This is a genomic window from Herbaspirillum sp. GW103, assembly GCF_000261365.1.
GTDB lineage: Bacteria > Pseudomonadota > Gammaproteobacteria > Burkholderiales > Burkholderiaceae_D > Herbaspirillum.
On the sequence record NZ_AJVC01000003.1, the window covers coordinates 1,355,959 to 1,372,993 of the forward strand.

The window sequence follows — 17,035 nt, forward strand, 5'->3', positions numbered from 1 at the left end:
TCACTTGCGCTGGCGATACCGCTTGCGATAGACGTTGGGACTGGCCAGCACCTCGGCCACGGTCTGGCTGTAGCGGCTGGCACTGTCGCCCTGCAGAATATCGAATTGCAGTTCGGGCCGTTCGCGCGGCACCGCCATACATTGCGCCACGGGCGTCCCCTTGGGCAGCACGCCGACAAAATCCGCAGCGGTCCAGAGCGCCGGGAAATTGATCCCGGCGTCATGGAAATGATCCGCATCCACCAGCCCGGACAACAAGCGGAACGGCAGGTCATGCCGGTTCACCGGATGGGTCGCGAAGAGCGACCAGCCGGGTTCGAGCTCGATGGTCCAGAAACTGTTGAACTTGAGGACCAGCGCATCACCCTGTTCGAAGGGCGAGCCCGTCACCTGGGCTGGTGGATGAAAACTCAGCGGTGCGCGCGGATGCCCTTCTACCGTCGTGGGCGGGGCTTCCCAGTCCCAGCGGAACTGGCCCTTGTCCACGTGCACATCACAAGGCAGCAGGATCATGACGCCATGCGCCATGGCATCGATGAAGGGCGGGCATTGCTTGACGGTACGAATGTCGCGGTCATGCAAGGGGGAGAAAGCCTTGGCCGGCATGCTGCGGATCCACTCCGGGATCATCTCGCGCGCCAGGCGAGGACGCGGCAACAGCTCCGCCAGGGCGGGATCACAACGGAAACGGATGTGCGGCGATGGCATGGGTGGCGTTTGCGCAGGAAGATGAAGACTGCGAACATACGCGCAGCCCGGCAGGACGTCCAGTCCCTCCCCGCTGGCGGGAAGAAAATGGATGTGCTGCCGGGCTATCGGACTATCGGACTATCGGACTATCGGACTATCGGACTGTCATGCAGCGCAGGCTGCCGCCGCATCAGCTGCCCTTGCGGTCCTTGAAGGCCGGCACGAACATTTCCTGCCAGTTGGCCGGCTTGGTCTTGATGGTACCGGCCTTGCCCATGAAGACCACGTACTGCATGATGTCCACCGGCGTGGTGGTGAACTCGGTGCCAGGGTCGGCCAGCATCTGTTCCACTTCTTCCTGTGGCAGTTTCAGCTTGGACACGCGCAGGAAGGTCTCGGCCGCGCCCTTGCGGTTCTTGGCGATGTAGGCATTGGCCTCTTCCTGCGCCGCCATGAAGGCCTGGGTCAGCTTGGGATTCTTGTCGGTGAAGGATTTCAAGGCGAAGACCACATCGATGGTGATATGGCCCAGCACGTCGGTCGAATTCAATACGCGGGTGATGCCCGGTGCCTTGCCCTCCTGGTAGGAGAACGGTGGCGAAGTGAAGTGGGCCGTGATCTCGGTCTTGCCCGAGACCAGCGACGCCATCGCTTCCGGATGTGACAGACTCACCGTCAGCGGGTCCAGCTTGGCGTAGTTCTCGATACCGAAAGTCTTGGCCGCCGCCATCTGCAACAGCACCGCCGACAGCGAGGTCTTGATGCCGGGAATGGCGATCTTGTCCTTGGGCGTGAAGTCCTTCAGTGACTTGACGTTGGGGTTGTTGGTATTGAGCCACAGCGGCGCGGTCGACAGTGCACCCAGGCCCACCACTTCCGAACGCGGAATCCCGTGCGCCTTGGACCACAGCGTCACGAAGCCCGGCGCACCGGTGCCGGCGATATCGAGGTTGCCGGCCAGCATGGCGTCGTTGATGACGTTGCCGCCATCGAGCAGCACCCACTTGGTTTTCACATCGCCCAGGCCCATCGCCTTGGCGTGCTTCTCCAGCAGGTTCTGGTCACGGATGACCATCAAGGGCAGGTACAGCAGTCCGTAGCCGTGCGAGATCCGCACTTCCTGCGCTTCGGCATGGGCGGTGCCGGACACCCCGGACAGGACCAGAGCGCTGGCCATCATGAGGCTGGTGAAAGTACGTCGGGTGTAGCGTTGCATGCTTGTCTCCTGAAGTTGTTCAGTGGTTCGGTCTTGTATGGATCGTTGCTTGTTGATGTATGGCTTGCGTGGATCTTGTATGCAGACAAGATCCACCCGGCTCAGTGCTGCATGCCCCAACGACGGATGGTGCGCTTCTCGATCTGGGCAAAGATCAGGTTCTCCACCACCAGGCCGATGATGATGACGAAGAACAGGCCCGAGAACACGTTGGCCGTTTCCAGCTGGTTGCGGTTCTCGAAGATGTACCAGCCCAGGCCACCGGCGCCGGAGGATACGCCAAAGACCAGCTCGGCGGCGATCAGCGTGCGCCAGGCGAAGGCCCAGCCCACTTTCAGGCCGGTGAGGATACTGGGAAATGCCGCCGGAATCAGGATCGATTTCACCAGCGAGAAGCGGCGCAGGCCATAGTTCTGGCCGACCATGCGCAGCGTATTGGATACCGCGCGGAAGCCGCCATGGGTATTGAGCGCGACCGCCCACAGCACCGAATGCACCAGCACGAAGATGATGCTGCCGGTGCCCAGGCCGAACCAGATCAGCGCCAGCGGCAACAGCGCGATGGCCGGCAGCGGGTTGAACATCGAGGTCAGGGTTTCCAGCAGGTCGTTGCCGATGCGCGAACTGATGGCGACCGTGGTCAACAGCCCGGCCAGCAGGATGCCCAGGCCGTAGCCGACCAGCAGGGTCTGCATGGACACCGCCGCACGTTGCAGCAGCACGCCGCTGCCGATGCCGGCGAAGAAGGCTTGCACCGTCTCGCTGAAGCTGGGGAAGAGCAAGGCATTGTCCAGCCAGCGACCATAGACTTCCCAGATCAGGGCCAGTACCAGCAGGATCACGGTCTTGCGCAGCCAGCCCATGCGATAGAGCGATTCGAAGGCCGACAGCGGACGCTGTACTTCGGCAGCGGCGTCGGGATTGGGGTCCACCAGGATTTCCGGGCGGACGAAGGGCAGATTGGTTTGCATGATGAGGTCTCCGGCGCGGCTCAGTGGTGGGCGAACAGCATGTCGTTGATGCGGGTTTCCAGCTCGGCCTGGGCGGCCGTTCCCAACTGGCTCGGCGCAATGCTGTTGAGTTCGGCGCGGACCTGGCCGGGATGGGGTGTGAGCAAGAGGATGCGGGTCCCCACGCGGATGGCTTCTTCAATCGAATGGGTCACGAAGAGCACCGTGAACTGGGTGTCATCCCACAGGCGCAGCAGTTCGTCCTGCATCTTGCGGCGGGTCAGTGCGTCCAAGGCGGCGAAGGGCTCGTCCATGAGCAGCACGTCCGGCTCCATGGCCATGCCACGGGCAATCGAGACACGCTGCTTCATGCCGCCGGAGAGCATGTGCGGATAGCTGTCGATGAACTTGGCCAGGCCGACCTTGCCGATGTAATACTCGGCGCGCTCGGCGGCGGCCTTTCCTTGCAGGCGGCCACTGGCGTGCAGCGCGAACTCCACGTTCTGGCGCACCGTCTTCCAGGGCAGCAGCTGGTCGAATTCCTGGAACACCATCATGCGGTCCGGACCCGGCTCATGGACTTCCCGCCCTTTGAGACGGATCGCGCCCGAGGTCGGTTGCAGATAACCGCCGATGGCCTTCAGCAGCGTGGACTTGCCGCAGCCCGAGGGGCCCAGCAGGATGTAGCGGTCGCCCGGATGGACGTTGAAACTGACATTGCGGGTAGCGGTGACCAGCGAATCGGTGGTCTTGTATTGCAGGGTGACGCGGTCGATTTCCAGCAGCGGACGCGATGGGTCGAGGGCCGACGCACCTTGGGCAGGGTCGCTCATGCAGGTCTCCAAATGATTTATAGGATTTATGTTGGAGTGGATGCTAGGCCGCCAAGCTGTAACGAATCTGACTAAAACCTGACGTCTGTTTTTGTCAGGCGGTTCGGGCATACAATGGCGCCCTGCCCAAGCAGCGCGCAACAGCTGCGGCATCGGAAAATGACAATGGAGATCCCCATGCGCATCCTGCTGGTCGAAGACACTGCCGACGTGGCCGAGGCCATCGTTTCCCACCTGACCCGCATCGGCCACACCGTGGAATGGGAAAGCCACGGCGGCCACGCCGCGCGCCGCCTGGGCGAAGCCTTCGACCTGCTGATCCTGGACGTGATGCTGCCTCAGACCGATGGCTTCACCCTGCTGGAGCAGTTGCGCGCCCGTGGCCAGCACACGCCGGTGCTGATGCTGACCGCCTGCGGAGAAATCGAAGAAAGGGTCCGCGCGCTCGATCTGGGTGCGGACGATTACCTGGTCAAGCCCTTCGATTTTCGCGAACTGGAGGCGCGCATCAGGGTGCTCTTGCGCAGAAGCGGTGGCGAGTCGACCAACCTGCTGCACTGCGCCAACCTGTGCATCGACCGCAAGAGCCGCACCGCCACACTGGATGGCCAGCCCATCGACCTGACCCGGCGCGAAGTGACGCTGCTGGAGATCATCGCCGCGCGACCCGGGCGCATCTTCAACAAGGATGAACTGATGGACCGGCTCTTCACGGTCGACGATACACCCAACGCCAATACGGTCGAGCAATACGTGGCGCGTCTGCGCAAGAAACTGGCCGGTGCCGCCTTCGAGATCCGCACCCTGCGCGGGCTGGGCTATCAGTTGGTGCCGCAGGCGCCGGCGCTGGCAGAGGCGGCGGTATCCAACCCGGCCGGTGCCCTGCACTGATGCACGGCCGTTCCCCGCACGTCCTTGTCGGACGTTCGCTCTATACGCGGCTGGTGGTGCGGGTGGGCGCGGTGCTGCTGGTCAGTGCCGTGGTGCTGCTCATCGCCATCTGGATCTCGACCCAGCTGGCTGCGCGCCAGGCCTACGACCGCATCCTGGCCGGCAGTGCCTTGCAGATCGCCGAGAACACCTGGTACGACCATGGCGAGGTCAACGTCGATGTGCCGCTGGCGGCGCTGTCCATGCTGGGCACGGGCGACCATGCCATCTATGCGGTCTTCGATCCGCACGGCCGGGTGATCGCAGGCGACGGAGAATTCCGCCCGGAGATCCCCTGGAACGAGCTGGAGCAAGGCCCGCTGCTGCGCGATGGCGACTATCTGGGCACACCGGTGCGCATGGCCATCATCGGTCGCCGCATGCCGGTCGACAGTCCCCATCCCTGGGCCGTGATCGTGCTGGCGCAGACCAACAATGCGCGCATGTCCTTTGCGCAGAGCCTGGGCGGCAAGGCACTGGTGGTGATCGTGGTCATGAGCGCGCTCACGATTCTGGCAGCAATGTTCACCCTGTATCAGGCACTGGCGCCCCTGAAGCGCATCGAGGCGGCCATCCGCGAACGGGACCTGAACGATCTTTCACCTCTGTCGTTAACCGTGCCGGCCGAGACCCATGCGCTGGTCTCGGCCATCAATGCCTTCATGGAGCGACTGGTGGTCCACCGCGCCACCATGCGTCGCGTCATCGGCGATGCCGCGCACCAGCTGCGCACGCCCGTCACGGCACTGGTGGCGCAGATGGAACTGCTGGCCACCGAATCCAGCGAGGACAAGCGCCAGCGTCACCTGGCGCAGTTGCGCGAACGCACGCGCAACCTGGGTGCGCTGGTCAACCAGCTCATCAATCACGCCATGGTCCAGCATCGCAATGACAATCGCTTGCAGGAGCGCATCGCGCTGGCCGAACTGGTGCGTTCACAGATGACGGAGGTGCTCTCGAACCGCTCGCGTACGCCGCCCGATCTGGCGCTGGACGTCCCGCCCCTGCCCTGTCTGATCCAGGGCGATCCCATTGCGCTGGGCGAGGCCATCAAGAACATCCTCGACAATGCCCTGCAATACGGCGCGCCGGGACTGTTGCACGTGCGCCTGGACAGCGATGGCCGGCAGCACCGCCTCAGCTTCATCGATGATGGTCCGGGCATTGCCGCCAGGGACTGGGAACGATTGCGCAAGCCCTTTGCCCCGCGCGGGGAGAACCGCATGGGGGCCAGCCTGGGCTTGTCCATCGTGGAAGAAGTGATGCGGGCCCATGGCGGCCAGATGCGCTTCGACTATCTGCCCGACGGGCATTTTGCCGTCGTGCTGGAGTTTCCTGCCTGGACGGAAGCGGCCTGATGTGATGGCCGGACCGATGTGCTATTTCCACTCCAGGATCGCGTTGCGGCGATCCAGCCAATGCAGCTTCACGCTGCCCGGCGCCACCTTGCGCGCCGCGCAGGCACTGGCCGCCAGGGCGAAGGACGCATCGTAGTAGCGGCCGCTGGCCGACGAACGCAAGGGTGTCTGCGGCGCATTGCGGGCGATCCAGTCGGCCGCATTGGTGCGCAGGAAGATCATGCAGGCGCTGCCGCCGGTCTCGGCCACCTGGCAGACGCAACTATTGCCGGAGGTCGTGATGGGCTCGCTCAGCGGTGCATTGCGGTTCAGCGCATCCGGGACCGGTACAGGGACCGGCACCGGAACGGGCACACCCTGCTGCGGACCATAGTGTCCGCCGAGATCGCGCGTGGTGACCTGGGCGCTGGCCGGCAGCATCAGCACGCCCAGCAGTAGCGGCAGCAATCGGATCGAGTGGTTCATGGGTGGTGTCTGCCTCGCTGGATTCAGATCGGTTCAGGCGCTCGCGCGGGTGCGCAGGCGGTACAGGCTGGTGGTTTCCTTGCTGCGCGCTGCGTACAGGGGATCCTCACGGTCAATCGCCTTGCCGTGGCGCGGCTTGATGTCGTGCCGCGCCACCACCTCCAGACCGGCCCGGGTGATGGCCTCCTCCAGCATGCCGGGCGCACGCAAACCCAGGTGTTCGGCGAAGTCGGACATGATGAGCCAGCCTTCGCCCTGCGGTGTCAGGTGCTCGGCCAGGCCATTGAGATAGCCCAGCAGCATGCGGCTGTCCGGATCATAGACCGCGTGCTCGATGGGTGAACTGGGCCGCGCCGGTAGCCAGGGCGGATTGCAGACGATCAACGGGGCGCGGCCGGGCGGGAACAGGTCGGCATCTTGCAGCGTCACCTGGGGCAGTACGCCCAGTGCCTGCAGGTTCTCGCGGGCACAAGCCAGGGCACGGGGGTCCATGTCGGTGGCGACGATCTTGCGCACGCCGCGCCGGGCCAGCACGGCGCAAAGTACGCCACTGCCCACGCCGATATCGAAGGCCAGTTCGGTCGAGGGTAAAGGGGCTTGGGCCACCAGCTCCACGTATTCGCCCCGTACCGGGGAGAACACGCCATACCAGGGGTGGATGCGCCCTCCCAGAGCGCCGATCTCGACCCCCTTCTTGCGCCACTCATGGGCACCGATCAAGCCCTGCAGCTCGCGCAACGAGACCGCAAACGACTCGCCCTGCAGCGCCGTGCCGTAGGCTTCGCTGCAGGCCGCCTGCAGCGCGGGCGCGCGGCGCAGCGGCACCACGAAGCCGGGATCGACCGGAATGAGCAACATGCCCAGGATGTGTGCGCGCTGCGCCTGCATCTGACGATGATGATGGAAGGCTTGTGCCGGGCTGTCCGGGCTAGCCGGTCTGGCCTTGCTTTTGGCCTGGCTGCGCTCGCGGGCGCGGTCGACCCGGCGCCCCAGGGCTTGCAGCAGTTGTCGCGCGTTCTGGAAGTCGCCGCGCCAGAGCAGGCCGGTACCCTCGCAGGCCAGCTTGTAGGCCGCGTCGGCGGCGATCTGGTCATCGGCCTCGACAACCCGACGGGGCGGCGCATTGCCGGCCTCCGAGTGCCAGCGCAGCCGCTGTGGGGTAGCGCCGGAGGTCCAGCTGATGAAAGGTGGGGTATCGTCGTGTAAGGTCATGAATCAGGGGTCAGCGAGGGCGACGCAGGAAGCGGCGCGCCAAAACAGCCGCCAGTGTAACAAAGCATGGCGCCATCGCAGCGCTGCCGGAACTTCCCGCCTGTGCCCGCGGCCAAATGGCAGAACTTGATGCCGGGCAAACCCCGGCGCCTTTTTTTGCCGGCCCGGGCGCAATGCGCCTATGATGGAGCCGGTCCATCACCGAAGGAGAATCCATGAGCGAGCCCATGCAAACCCCAGCGTTCGACCACCAGCGCCTGCTGGACATGGTCGGCCAGTTCGAGGCGGAATTGCAGAAATTGCCCGCCGGCAGCACCGAAGCCGACCAGTTGCGCGATGACATCGCCCGCCTGCGGCAACACCTGAGCCAGCCGCAGCCGCATGCCGGCGAAGTCGGCGACACCTGGCAATCCCTGCGCCGCGCTGCCGACAGCCTGGAAAACCAGGTCTTGAAGGACAGCCCCTACATCACCGAGATGGGGCGCATCATCGGCTTGATCTGATCGACCGGCCTCTGCTGGCCGACATGTCTGTTCCCAACACCGCCTGCCGCAGCAATTGGCCAGGCGGTGTTGTTTTGAGCCCTGCCGGACGCAGTCCGGATGGGCGACCAGATGCGTTCAATGCGCCGGCAACGGAATCCACTCGGTCTCTCCCGGAATATCCGGGAACACGCGCTTGTCACGGCCACTCCACGCCTGCTTGGCCGCTTCGATCTTCTCCCGCGAGGTGGCCACGAAGTTCCACCACACGAAGCGCGGCCCATCCAGCGGGGCCCCGCCCAGGATCATGAAGACCGTCTCTCCCACCGCCTTCAAGGTCACGACCGCACCCGGCGCCAGAATGGCCAGCGTACCCGGCTCCATGCGCTCGCCGTCCAGCATCACCTCACCCTTGACCACGTAGACCGCACGTTCCTGCACCTCCGGGGCGATCTCCAGCTCACCGCCCTGCGTGGTGCTGCCGGCCACATACAGCGTCGGACTGGCCGTGATGACCGGCGAGTTCACACCGAAGGCCGAACCGGCCAGCACATGCAGCCGGGCGCCGCCGACCTGGGCTTCAGGCATGTCCTGCGAGGCGTAATGACGGAACAGCGGCTCACTGTCCTCCTGCCCGGCCGGCAGCGCTACCCACATCTGCAGCCCGTGCACGGGCACCTTCTGCTCGCGGATATCGTCGGGAATGCGCTCGGAGTGAACGATTCCCCGTCCCGAGGCCATCCAGTTGACGGCTCCCGGGGTGATGCGCTGGACCACGCCCAGGCTGTCACGGTGCATCATGGCGCCGGAGAACAGATAGGTGACGGTGGCCAGGCCAATGTGCGGGTGCGGACGGACATCGCCCTCGGTCGTGCCGGCATCGAATTCCACCGGCCCCATATGATCGAAAAAGACGAAGGGACCGACCGTGCGTGCAGCCGCCGCGGGTAGCAGGCGACGGACCGGGAAACCGATGTCGCGGGTCAGGCCGTGGATCTGGTGAACAATATTGCTCATGGTGCTCTCCTGGGGCGGCGGGCTCTGCTTGAGACCCGCCTGCCGGGGTTGGAATGTAGATGTAGGGATGGATGAATTCAGAAGCGACCGGCGCGAAAATCGTCGATGGCCGCTTCCACCTGTTCGCGGGTATTCATCACGAACGGACCCCACTGTGCGATTGGCTCATTCAGGGGCTTGCCGGCAATGAGCAGGAAGTGGCTGGCCTGCTCGGCGCGCACCGTCACCCCGGCCGCCCCGGCCACGTTGGACAGCACCGCCATGCGCCCGGCCTCGGCGGCACGGGTCTCGCTGCCTTGAGCACCCACGGCCAGCTTGCCTTCATGAACGTAGAGGAAGGCATTGTGCGTGGCCGGGATCGGCAGATCCAGCGTCACGCCGGCTTCCAGCTTCAGGTCCAGGTAGAGCGGCTCGGTGGTCTCCCGATGGATCGCTCCGGCCACACCAAAGGCACTGCCGGCCAATACGCGTACCTTCACGCCCGGCTGCGGCTCGGTCTCGGGAATGCCCGCCGCCGGGATGTCCTGATAGCCGGGATCGGTCATCTTGTCCTTGCCCGCCAGGTTCACCCACAGCTGGAAACCACTCATGAGGCCGTTTTCCTGTTCCGGCAACTCGGAGTGGACCAGGCCGCGACCGGCCGTCATCCACTGCATGCCACCCGGCTCCAGCAAGCCTTCGTTACCGGCATTGTCGCGGTGGCGCATGCGACCGGCCAGCATGTAGGTCACGGTTTCAAAGCCGCGATGCGGATGGTCGGGGAAACCGGCCAGGTAATCGCTGGGCTCGTCGGAGTGGAAGGCGTCCAGCATCAGGAACGGGTCCAGGCGACGTTGCAGGTCGTGGGTCAGCACGCGGGTAAGGCTCACGCCGGCGCCATCCTGGGTAGGGATGCCATTGACCAGGCGTTCGATCTGACGGGTGTAGGGGGTGCTCATGCTTGTTTCTCCTTGGGAAGCCCGCCCTTCGTGGGGGCGGACCGGTCAATCATTGGTGATGGGTGCAACGCTGCGCCGTCAGGCTCAACGGCTTTCTTCCGGCCGGGCTTGCGGGTCGATCGAGGACACCAGCAGCAGCGCGCCGATCAGGGCCACGTTCTTGAGGAAGTGAATCATCTGACCTTGGGCAGCTGCGCCTTCCATCGTCCAGAAATGGTGGGCCGAGAGCGTCGCACCCACGGTGAAGAGCGCGATCACCAGCGACACGGGGCGCAAACCACGCCCGGTCATCAGCAGCAGACCACCGCCGACTTCCACCAGGATGGTGACCAGCACGGCCAGGGTCGGGACCGGCAAGCCCAGACTGCCAAAGTAAGCGACGGTGCCGGCAAAGCCGACAATCTTGAAGATGCCCGAAATGACGAACAGGGAAGCCAGCAGAACGCGGCCAATGCGGAAGGTGTTGTAGTGCGTGATCATGGTAAGCCTCTGTAGTGTTGGGTGAACGACCTTGTGTTTGAGTTGTAATGCCGTACTGCCTTCAATCTTGTTGTTGCCCGATGTTGCCTGATATTGCCCGATGTTGGCCGATGCCAATCACCGAACCGGCTCCTCGCTTCATGCTGCGCCCGTTACGGCCTTCGCTGCAGCCAGTGACGACAGAATAGGCAACTTCGGCTTCCGATAAAACTGATTATCTTTTTATAATCATTATCTAAATTTTAGATATAGTGAGCACTTCGTCACTCCATACCATGGCGGGAGCCCCATGAATATTGAACGTCTGTCGCTGGATCAGTTGCGGGTTTTCGTGCAGGTGGCCGACAGCGGCAGTTTCCTGGCTGCGGCGCGCAAGCTGTCGCGGGCGCAGTCGGCCGTCAGCTATGCCATCGCCACGCTGGAAGAGCAGCTCGGGGTACTGCTGTTTGACCGCAGCGGCTACCGGCCGCAGCTGACCAGTCCGGGGGCGGCTCTGCTGGCCGATGCGCGGCAGGTGCTGGATCATGTCGATTCGCTGCAGGTGCGGGCCAGTTCCTACGCACGCGGGCAGGAGCTTGAAGTGTCGCTGGCGGTGGATGTGTTCTTTCCCACCGATTGCCTGGTGGACCTGCTGCAGCGCTTTCGCCAGGCTTTCCCGGCGGTGACTGTGCGACTGGAGGTGGAGGCCCTGGGCGCCGTGGCAGAACGCGTCATCGATGGGCGTTCGATGCTGGGCATCCTCGGGACCCTGCCGACCACGCCGCCCAACCTGCTGCGCATTACCCTGCCCAGCGTGCAGCTGGTGGCGGTGGTCGCGCCGGACCATCCGCTGGCCAAGGTGAAGGGACGCATTTCCGAAAAGCTGCTGCAACAGCAAACCCAATTGGTGCTGTCCGACCGCAGCGAACTGACGGCGCGCCAGGATTTCTCGGTACATTCACGGCTGACCTGGCGCATGAGCGATCTCGGTACCAAGCACGCCCTGTTGCGGGCCGGCATGGGCTGGGGCAACATGCCGCTGCATGTGGTGAGCAACGATCTGGACAATGGACGGCTGGTCAGCATCAGTACCATCCATCACCCGCCCCAAGGGACCGAACTGCCCATCCAGTGTGTCTACAAGCCCGACCATCCGGCCGGTCCGGCGCTGTCGTGGTGGCTGGATTCGCTGGCGGCACTGACTGCCTTGTCTCCCGACAACAAGCCGCAGCACGAAATACAAGCCAAAGACGATAAATAGAATTTATCGGGTTGTACCGATAAATACAAAAAACAAGACTATTCTTATATTGCGGTTTATTGTATTCACCCTATATTTTCCTCGGCAGCCACGCCTCAGGAAATCCGACCTCAGTGCCACCCCTGCCACATCTTTGTCTTGAGGGAGTCTCCATGGTCAACGATTTTCCGATCAGTCTGTCGACCCAGTTGCGCGAGCATCTGCGCGCCCTGCGCAAGCAGCAGGGCATGACCCAGGCACAACTGGGTGCGCGCGTGGGCGTGAGCCAGGCGCGTATCGCCGAGATCGAAGGCAATCCGGGGGCCGTCAGCGTGGAGCGGATGCTGTTGCTGCTGTCGATCCTGGGCGCCGGTCTCAGACTGCATGTCCACGCTGCCGAGCAGCCCCTGCACGACGTAGCGGAACCTGCTGCGACTGCCTGTATTGCGTCCTGCAAACACGGTTCCTGGTAATGCCGCTGCATGTCTGGATGATCAGGCAGGGCGTGCGCAGCCACAGGAATCATGCTGCCGCAAAGCGCTCTCGGTACTGCCCCGGACTCACGCCCAGCTGGCGCAGGAAGACCCGGCGCAGGTTCTGTTCCTCCCCATAGCCGGACTGGCTGGCGATGCGCTTGAGCGGCAGGCGGGTTTCCTCGAGCGCCCGGCGTGCCGCCTCCAGCCGCATCAACTCCACCGTGCGCGCCGGCGTACGGCCGGTCTCGGCCACATACAGACGGGCAAAAGTGCGCGGACTCATGTTGGCCTGACGCGCCAGGTTCTCTACGCGCAGATCCGCCTCCAGATTGCCGGCGATCCAGGCATGCAGCTCGGCAAAGCGTGCCGCCCCGGCGGCCTGCGAGGCCAGCGAGGTGCTGAACTGCGATTGACCGCCCGGACGCTTGATGAACATCACCAGTTGCCGTGCCGTCGCAATGGCAGCGGCATGGCCAAGATCCTGTTCCACCAGCGCCAGCGTCAGGTCGATGCCGGCCGTCACCCCCGCCGAGGTCCAGATCCGCCCCTGACGGATATAGATCGGCTCGCCATCGACCTGCAACGCCGGATAGCGATACTGCAGTTCCTGGACCGAAGCCCAGTGCGTAGTCACGCGCAGGCCATCCAGTACACCCGCCTCGGCCAGGTGGAACGCACCGGTGCAGACTGAACAGACGCGTTGCGCGCGCGGCGCGGCCTGGCGTATCCACGCGACCAGGGCGGTATCGATGCAAAAACGCTCGCCCACGCTGCCCCCGGGAGAGATGAGGGTATGCAGGCCATCAGCCATCAGCAAGCCATCCAGCGAGGACAGAGGATGCGTGAGCACCGGCAGGCCGGCGCTGGTGAGGATCGCGCCCCCTCCGGCCGAGGCCACGTGCAGGCGATAGATCTCGCCCCCCTGTAGGCGGTTGGTGGTGGCCAGCGCCTGCATGGGACCGGAAAGGTCCAGCAGATTCATGCCGTCATAGGCGAGCAGGACCACGTTGCGCACAGGGAGCGGAGACGGCATGGGCGTAAGCTCAGGGGTCATGGCATTCATGCTCCGATGTTAGCGCAGGCCCGCCGCGAGTGCCGTCTGCGCGGCACGTCGGGACCACATCCAGCGCAAGGTGACCAGGGCCGACAGCAGCAGCACCGGCAGGATGGCGGTATTGAGCGTCTCCCAGCCGAAGCGGGCCAGCAAGGGGCCGGCACCCAGCGTGGCCAGCGCAGTGGCGGCATAGCGCATGAGCTCGGCCAGGCCCTGGGTCTTGGCACGCTCGGAGGGAGCATAGGACTGCGCCAGCAGCGTGGTCCCGCCGACGAACATGAAATTCCAGCCTGTCCCCAGCAGCAGCAAGGCCACGTAGAAGGCTGGCAGCGTGGTCGAGAACATGGCGATGAGGGCGCAGCCGAGGTTCATGCCCAGTCCTGCCAGCAGCACGGAGCCCAGGCCCATGCGCTGGATCAGGCGTGCGGCAAAGAAGGACGGCGCGTACATGCCCACCAGGTGCCACTGGATGATGGCCGCGCCGTCGTCGATGCCATGGTGGCAGGCCACCGCCGCCAGGGGTGCCGCGGTCATGATGAACATCATCACCATCGAGCCCGCCACGTTGTTGGCGACCGAGGCCATGAAGATCGGCGTACGCACAATGGCCGACAGCGGCCGCGCCGGGGTCAGGGCCTCCGCTGAGGTCACCGCCACCGGCCCGGCCTGGTCGCGATAGAACAGCAGCAGCACCAGCGCCGACAACAGTCCCATGCCCGCCACCACCAGATAGGCACCGGCAAACAATGCTGCCGCAAACCAGTCCTTGCTCCAGGCCGCCAAGGCCGGACCGATCAGGGCCGCGATCACGCCGCCGGCCAGTACCGTCGAAATGGCACGACTCTTGGCGGTCTCTTCGACCGCATCGGCGGCGGCCAGCCGGTAATACTGCGCAAACGCCTGAAATACCCCCACCAGCGCCGTCCCCACGCAGAAGGTCCAGAACTGCGCATGCCAGACCGACCACACCGAAATCAGCCCGCCGATACAGCAACTGGCTGCCCCCAGCACGAAGGACCAGCGACGTCCCAGGCGCTGGATCAGGAAGGCGGCAAACCAGGTCACCACCGCCCCGGCCACCGTGATGAGGGCAAACGGCAGGGTCGCCAGCGCCTTGTCCGGGGCCAGTTGCCAGCCGGTCAGCGCGGTCAGGGTCAGGTCGATCGAGATGGCGCAGGTGAACAGGCCCTGGCACACGGCCAGGACGGCGGCGTTGCGGCGGCCATCGCGCGCTGCGGCAGACAGGCAGGAAAGCATGGATTTGCTCCGGAGGGTCAATGATGGAAAAATTGTCGGATTCCCACCCGTTTGGCGTCAATGACACAAGACCGTCAATTTCTGCCAACCCCACATGACAGGACTTCCATGCTGATCCATGCCCATCAATCGGCCCTGCTGGTGATCGACCCCCAGGAAAGACTTTTGCCTGCCCTCCACGAAGGCCGGGCCATGCTGGCGCAGCTGGTGCGCATGGCCAGTATCGCCCGGCTGCTGGGGGTACCGGTACTGGCCACCGAACAGATGCCCGCGAAGCTGGGCCCCAACCATCCGGAGATCGCCCGCCTGTGCGACCAGACCCTGTCCAAGCAGCATTTCGACGCCTGCGCGGACGGCTTGCTGCCGATCATTCCCCCGGTGGTACGGGAGATCATCGTGGCCGGCTGCGAAGCCCACATCTGCGTGCTGCAGACTGCGCTGTCACTGCTGCAACAGGGCTACCGCGTCCTGCCTCTGCTGGACGCCTGCGCGTCACGCCGTGCACAGGACCGTGATGCCGCCTTCGACCGCCTGCGCGCGGCCGGTGCCACCCCGGTGACACTGGAAATGGTGGCCTATGAATGGCTGCGCGAAAGCGAACATCCGCAGTTTCGCGCCGTGCTGACAATGGTGAAGTGAAGCAATCGATGACAGGCGTAACCAAAAAACAAGTCAATGACGGAAACGATGAAAGTTTCGGTTGCTCGCCCCGCAGATGCGTTTTGCAGGCAAGAACTGTGGTAAAAGTAGGGAAAAAATAGCTGCGCAGCTGCATGACAATGTGGCGCAATCACATATCATCACGCCAAACCCTGGCCAGCCGACGCCGCCACAACATAGAGGAAAATCCAACGCTTATGTCCAGCCTACCTGCCCACACGCCCATCCAGTCGCCGCCTCCGCTCACCCTGCACGCGCTGCGCGCCAGTTGCTCGGCCTGCAGCATGCACCAGTTGTGCCTGCCGATGGGACTGGACCAGGGCGACATGCAGCGACTGGAGCAGGTCATCAACCGCCGCCGCAAGGTCAAGCGCGATGAGAGCCTGTACCGCCTCAATGACAAGTTCGACATGCTCTATGCCATTCGCCTGGGGCATTTCAAGACCTTCCAGGGCAATACCAATGGCGGCCAGCAGATTACCGGCTTCCAGATGGCCGGCGAACTGCTGGGCATGGATGCCATCGGCGCAGGCCACCACCTGTGCGAAGCCGTGGCACTGGAAGACAGCGAAGTCTGCGAAATCCCCTTTACGCGCCTGGAAGAATTGTTCCGCGACATGCCCACCCTGCTGCGTCAGTTTCACCGCATGATGAGCCTGGAGATTTCGCGCGAGCAACGCGTCATGCTGACCCTGGGCAGCATGACCGCCCAGCAGAAGATGGCCGCCTTCATGCTCAATCTGTCGTCCCGCTATGCCAGCCGGGGCTATTCCTCGACCCGCTTCCAGTTGCGCATGACCCGCGAGGAAATCGGCAACTACCTGGGCCTGGCCGTGGAGAGCGTGAGCCGGCTCTTGACCAACTTCAAGAAGACCGGCGTGATCGAGGTCAACCACCGCGATGTCGAGCTGTGCGACCTGGCGGCCCTGCGCGCCATCGCGCTGGGCAACGATCCCTGCGCCTGATCTGACCGGCCCCACCCCGGCCCCTTGCCGGGGCACGGGGGGCTGAGGTTAGAATGGCCGGATGACAGAACGACACTCTTCTTCCGCTCCTTCCCTCCAGCGTTTCCTGCGCGCCCGCATGGCGCGTGACCACCACCTCGGACTGCCGCTCACCACGGGCCTGATGGCCGTGCTGGCCACGGCCATGCTGTTTGCGCTGATCGCCTATGAGGTCAGCAGCAAGGGAGAACTTACGCGCCTGGATCAGCAACTGGCAGACTGGTTCAACCAGCATGCCTTCTCCCCCTTGACCGAACTGGTGCTCGGCTATACGCATCTGCACGGCACCATCGGCGTGCTGCTCATGGGTGGACTTCTGCTCTGGCACATGGTCCGCAAACAGCGCTGGGCCTGGGTCACCGACCTGCTGCTGGTGCTGCCCGGCGGCATGCTGTGCAATTTCACGCTCAAGCACATCTTCGCGCGCCTGCGTCCCAGCTTTGAGGACCCCATCCTGGTGTTGCACAGCTACAGTTTTCCCAGTGGACACACCATCGGTGCCACCCTGCTCTACGCCATGCTGGCCGCCTACCTGCTCAACCAGCCGGGCGTGACGGCGGCCATCGGCGCACGCCTGAAGACCGGCGAGCGCGGCGTGCAGGCCGCCGTCCTCGGCGCAGCCCTGCTGCTGGTGGCGCTGACCGCCTTCAGCCGGGTCTACCTGGGCGCGCATTTCCTGAGCGACGTGCTGGGTGCGATGCTGCTGGGTACAGCCTGGTTCGCGCTGTGGACGACCGTGGTGTTCACATGGCAGCGGCACTATTGCGCGCAGCCGCGCTCCAACGGGCTCTGAA

Annotated in this window: 19 protein-coding genes; 8 read left to right on the forward strand and 11 right to left on the reverse strand. The window is 64.2% G+C overall.

Features of this window, described 5'->3' with window-relative positions:
• From GWL_RS09555 to GWL_RS09570, 4 genes are all read right to left on the reverse strand, one after another.
• Positions 1 to 708 carry a hypothetical protein gene (locus tag GWL_RS09555; RefSeq protein ID WP_008329289.1) on the reverse strand — a complete coding sequence of 236 codons (708 nt, stop codon included), beginning with the start codon at positions 706 to 708 and terminating at the stop codon, positions 1 to 3.
• 172 nt (positions 709 to 880) lie between these two features.
• Positions 881 to 1,906: an ABC transporter substrate-binding protein gene (locus tag GWL_RS09560; RefSeq protein ID WP_008329291.1), complete on the reverse strand. Its 1,026-nt coding sequence runs from the start codon at positions 1,904 to 1,906 to the stop codon at positions 881 to 883.
• Between the two features lie 101 nt (positions 1,907 to 2,007).
• Positions 2,008 to 2,877: an ABC transporter permease gene (locus tag GWL_RS09565; protein ID WP_008329296.1), complete on the reverse strand. Its 870-nt coding sequence runs from the start codon at positions 2,875 to 2,877 to the stop codon at positions 2,008 to 2,010.
• Between the two features lie 20 nt (positions 2,878 to 2,897).
• A complete protein-coding gene (locus GWL_RS09570; RefSeq protein ID WP_008329297.1) occupies positions 2,898 to 3,689 on the reverse strand; it encodes an ABC transporter ATP-binding protein in 792 nt (263 codons plus the stop codon).
• Positions 3,690 to 3,866: 177 nt separating this feature from the next.
• On the opposite strand from GWL_RS09570, the gene GWL_RS09575 reads away from it, so the two are divergent.
• Positions 3,867 to 4,580, forward strand: coding sequence for a response regulator transcription factor (locus GWL_RS09575; protein ID WP_008329299.1), 714 nt, complete (start codon positions 3,867 to 3,869; stop codon positions 4,578 to 4,580).
• The gene (locus GWL_RS09580; RefSeq protein ID WP_008329305.1) at positions 4,580 to 5,977 is read left to right on the forward strand and encodes a sensor histidine kinase; all 1,398 of its coding nucleotides are present in this window, start codon (positions 4,580 to 4,582) and stop codon (positions 5,975 to 5,977) included. Before GWL_RS09575 ends, GWL_RS09580 begins: the two co-directional genes overlap by 1 nt.
• A 21-nt stretch (positions 5,978 to 5,998) precedes the next feature.
• Here GWL_RS09580 and GWL_RS09585 read toward each other — a convergent pair whose 3' ends face one another.
• Positions 5,999 to 6,442, reverse strand: coding sequence for a hypothetical protein (locus tag GWL_RS09585; RefSeq protein ID WP_008329306.1), 444 nt, complete (start codon positions 6,440 to 6,442; stop codon positions 5,999 to 6,001).
• A gap of 33 nt (positions 6,443 to 6,475) precedes the next feature.
• Positions 6,476 to 7,654 (reverse strand): class I SAM-dependent methyltransferase, encoded by a 1,179-nt coding sequence (locus tag GWL_RS09590; RefSeq protein ID WP_008329307.1) that lies wholly within the window; start codon positions 7,652 to 7,654, stop codon positions 6,476 to 6,478.
• A gap of 215 nt (positions 7,655 to 7,869) precedes the next feature.
• Here GWL_RS09590 and GWL_RS09595 point away from each other — a divergent pair, with 215 nt between their 5' ends.
• Positions 7,870 to 8,157, forward strand: coding sequence for a hypothetical protein (locus GWL_RS09595; RefSeq protein WP_008329308.1), 288 nt, complete (start codon positions 7,870 to 7,872; stop codon positions 8,155 to 8,157).
• 117 nt (positions 8,158 to 8,274) lie between these two features.
• On the opposite strand, the gene GWL_RS09600 is transcribed toward GWL_RS09595, so the two are convergent.
• From GWL_RS09600 to GWL_RS09610, 3 genes are all read right to left on the reverse strand, one after another.
• Positions 8,275 to 9,153: a pirin family protein gene (locus tag GWL_RS09600; protein ID WP_008329309.1), complete on the reverse strand. Its 879-nt coding sequence runs from the start codon at positions 9,151 to 9,153 to the stop codon at positions 8,275 to 8,277.
• Positions 9,154 to 9,230: 77 nt separating this feature from the next.
• The gene (locus GWL_RS09605) at positions 9,231 to 10,091 is read right to left on the reverse strand and encodes a pirin family protein (RefSeq protein ID WP_008329310.1); all 861 of its coding nucleotides are present in this window, start codon (positions 10,089 to 10,091) and stop codon (positions 9,231 to 9,233) included.
• An 84-nt stretch (positions 10,092 to 10,175) separates the two neighbouring features.
• Complete coding sequence (locus tag GWL_RS09610; RefSeq protein ID WP_008329316.1) at positions 10,176 to 10,571, reverse strand: DoxX family protein; 396 nt, start codon at positions 10,569 to 10,571, stop codon at positions 10,176 to 10,178.
• A 289-nt stretch (positions 10,572 to 10,860) separates the two neighbouring features.
• Between GWL_RS09610 and GWL_RS09615 the strand changes: the two genes are divergently transcribed.
• Both GWL_RS09615 and GWL_RS09620 read left to right on the forward strand, forming a co-directional pair.
• Entirely contained in the window at positions 10,861 to 11,811 is a 951-nt protein-coding gene (locus GWL_RS09615; RefSeq protein WP_008329326.1) for a LysR family transcriptional regulator, read from the forward strand.
• A 152-nt stretch (positions 11,812 to 11,963) separates the two neighbouring features.
• A complete protein-coding gene (locus GWL_RS09620; protein WP_008329328.1) occupies positions 11,964 to 12,263 on the forward strand; it encodes a helix-turn-helix transcriptional regulator in 300 nt (99 codons plus the stop codon).
• 49 nt (positions 12,264 to 12,312) lie between these two features.
• Here GWL_RS09620 and GWL_RS09625 read toward each other — a convergent pair whose 3' ends face one another.
• The gene (locus tag GWL_RS09625) at positions 12,313 to 13,299 is read right to left on the reverse strand and encodes a GlxA family transcriptional regulator (RefSeq protein ID WP_085943561.1); all 987 of its coding nucleotides are present in this window, start codon (positions 13,297 to 13,299) and stop codon (positions 12,313 to 12,315) included.
• A gap of 39 nt (positions 13,300 to 13,338) precedes the next feature.
• A complete protein-coding gene (locus GWL_RS09630) occupies positions 13,339 to 14,577 on the reverse strand; it encodes an MFS transporter (RefSeq protein WP_008329330.1) in 1,239 nt (412 codons plus the stop codon).
• Positions 14,578 to 14,685: 108 nt separating this feature from the next.
• Here GWL_RS09630 and GWL_RS09635 point away from each other — a divergent pair, with 108 nt between their 5' ends.
• The 3 genes from GWL_RS09635 to GWL_RS09645 all read left to right on the forward strand — a co-directional run bounded on the left by GWL_RS09635 (position 14,686) and on the right by GWL_RS09645 (position 17,034).
• A complete protein-coding gene (locus tag GWL_RS09635) occupies positions 14,686 to 15,216 on the forward strand; it encodes an isochorismatase family protein (protein ID WP_008329331.1) in 531 nt (176 codons plus the stop codon).
• 218 nt (positions 15,217 to 15,434) lie between these two features.
• Positions 15,435 to 16,202, forward strand: a complete 768-nt coding sequence (gene fnr, locus GWL_RS09640; protein WP_008329332.1) for a fumarate/nitrate reduction transcriptional regulator Fnr — start codon at positions 15,435 to 15,437, stop codon at positions 16,200 to 16,202.
• 61 nt (positions 16,203 to 16,263) lie between these two features.
• Positions 16,264 to 17,034, forward strand: coding sequence for a phosphatase PAP2 family protein (locus tag GWL_RS09645; protein WP_008329337.1), 771 nt, complete (start codon positions 16,264 to 16,266; stop codon positions 17,032 to 17,034).
• Position 17,035: the final 1 nt, after the last annotated feature.

Coding starts and splice junctions, on each gene's coding strand:
- GWL_RS09555 (WP_008329289.1), bottom strand. CDS start 708: ATGCCATCGCCGCACATCCGTTTCCGTTGTGATCCCGCCCTGGCGGAG.
- GWL_RS09560 (WP_008329291.1), bottom strand. CDS start 1,906: ATGCAACGCTACACCCGACGTACTTTCACCAGCCTCATGATGGCCAGC.
- GWL_RS09565 (WP_008329296.1), bottom strand. CDS start 2,877: ATGCAAACCAATCTGCCCTTCGTCCGCCCGGAAATCCTGGTGGACCCC.
- GWL_RS09570 (WP_008329297.1), bottom strand. CDS start 3,689: ATGAGCGACCCTGCCCAAGGTGCGTCGGCCCTCGACCCATCGCGTCCG.
- GWL_RS09575 (WP_008329299.1), top strand. CDS start 3,867: ATGCGCATCCTGCTGGTCGAAGACACTGCCGACGTGGCCGAGGCCATC.
- GWL_RS09580 (WP_008329305.1), top strand. CDS start 4,580: ATGCACGGCCGTTCCCCGCACGTCCTTGTCGGACGTTCGCTCTATACG.
- GWL_RS09585 (WP_008329306.1), bottom strand. CDS start 6,442: ATGAACCACTCGATCCGATTGCTGCCGCTACTGCTGGGCGTGCTGATG.
- GWL_RS09590 (WP_008329307.1), bottom strand. CDS start 7,654: ATGACCTTACACGACGATACCCCACCTTTCATCAGCTGGACCTCCGGC.
- GWL_RS09595 (WP_008329308.1), top strand. CDS start 7,870: ATGAGCGAGCCCATGCAAACCCCAGCGTTCGACCACCAGCGCCTGCTG.
- GWL_RS09600 (WP_008329309.1), bottom strand. CDS start 9,153: ATGAGCAATATTGTTCACCAGATCCACGGCCTGACCCGCGACATCGGT.
- GWL_RS09605 (WP_008329310.1), bottom strand. CDS start 10,091: ATGAGCACCCCCTACACCCGTCAGATCGAACGCCTGGTCAATGGCATC.
- GWL_RS09610 (WP_008329316.1), bottom strand. CDS start 10,571: ATGATCACGCACTACAACACCTTCCGCATTGGCCGCGTTCTGCTGGCT.
- GWL_RS09615 (WP_008329326.1), top strand. CDS start 10,861: ATGAATATTGAACGTCTGTCGCTGGATCAGTTGCGGGTTTTCGTGCAG.
- GWL_RS09620 (WP_008329328.1), top strand. CDS start 11,964: ATGGTCAACGATTTTCCGATCAGTCTGTCGACCCAGTTGCGCGAGCAT.
- GWL_RS09625 (WP_085943561.1), bottom strand. CDS start 13,299: ATGCCGTCTCCGCTCCCTGTGCGCAACGTGGTCCTGCTCGCCTATGAC.
- GWL_RS09630 (WP_008329330.1), bottom strand. CDS start 14,577: ATGCTTTCCTGCCTGTCTGCCGCAGCGCGCGATGGCCGCCGCAACGCC.
- GWL_RS09635 (WP_008329331.1), top strand. CDS start 14,686: ATGCTGATCCATGCCCATCAATCGGCCCTGCTGGTGATCGACCCCCAG.
- fnr (WP_008329332.1), top strand. CDS start 15,435: ATGTCCAGCCTACCTGCCCACACGCCCATCCAGTCGCCGCCTCCGCTC.
- GWL_RS09645 (WP_008329337.1), top strand. CDS start 16,264: ATGACAGAACGACACTCTTCTTCCGCTCCTTCCCTCCAGCGTTTCCTG.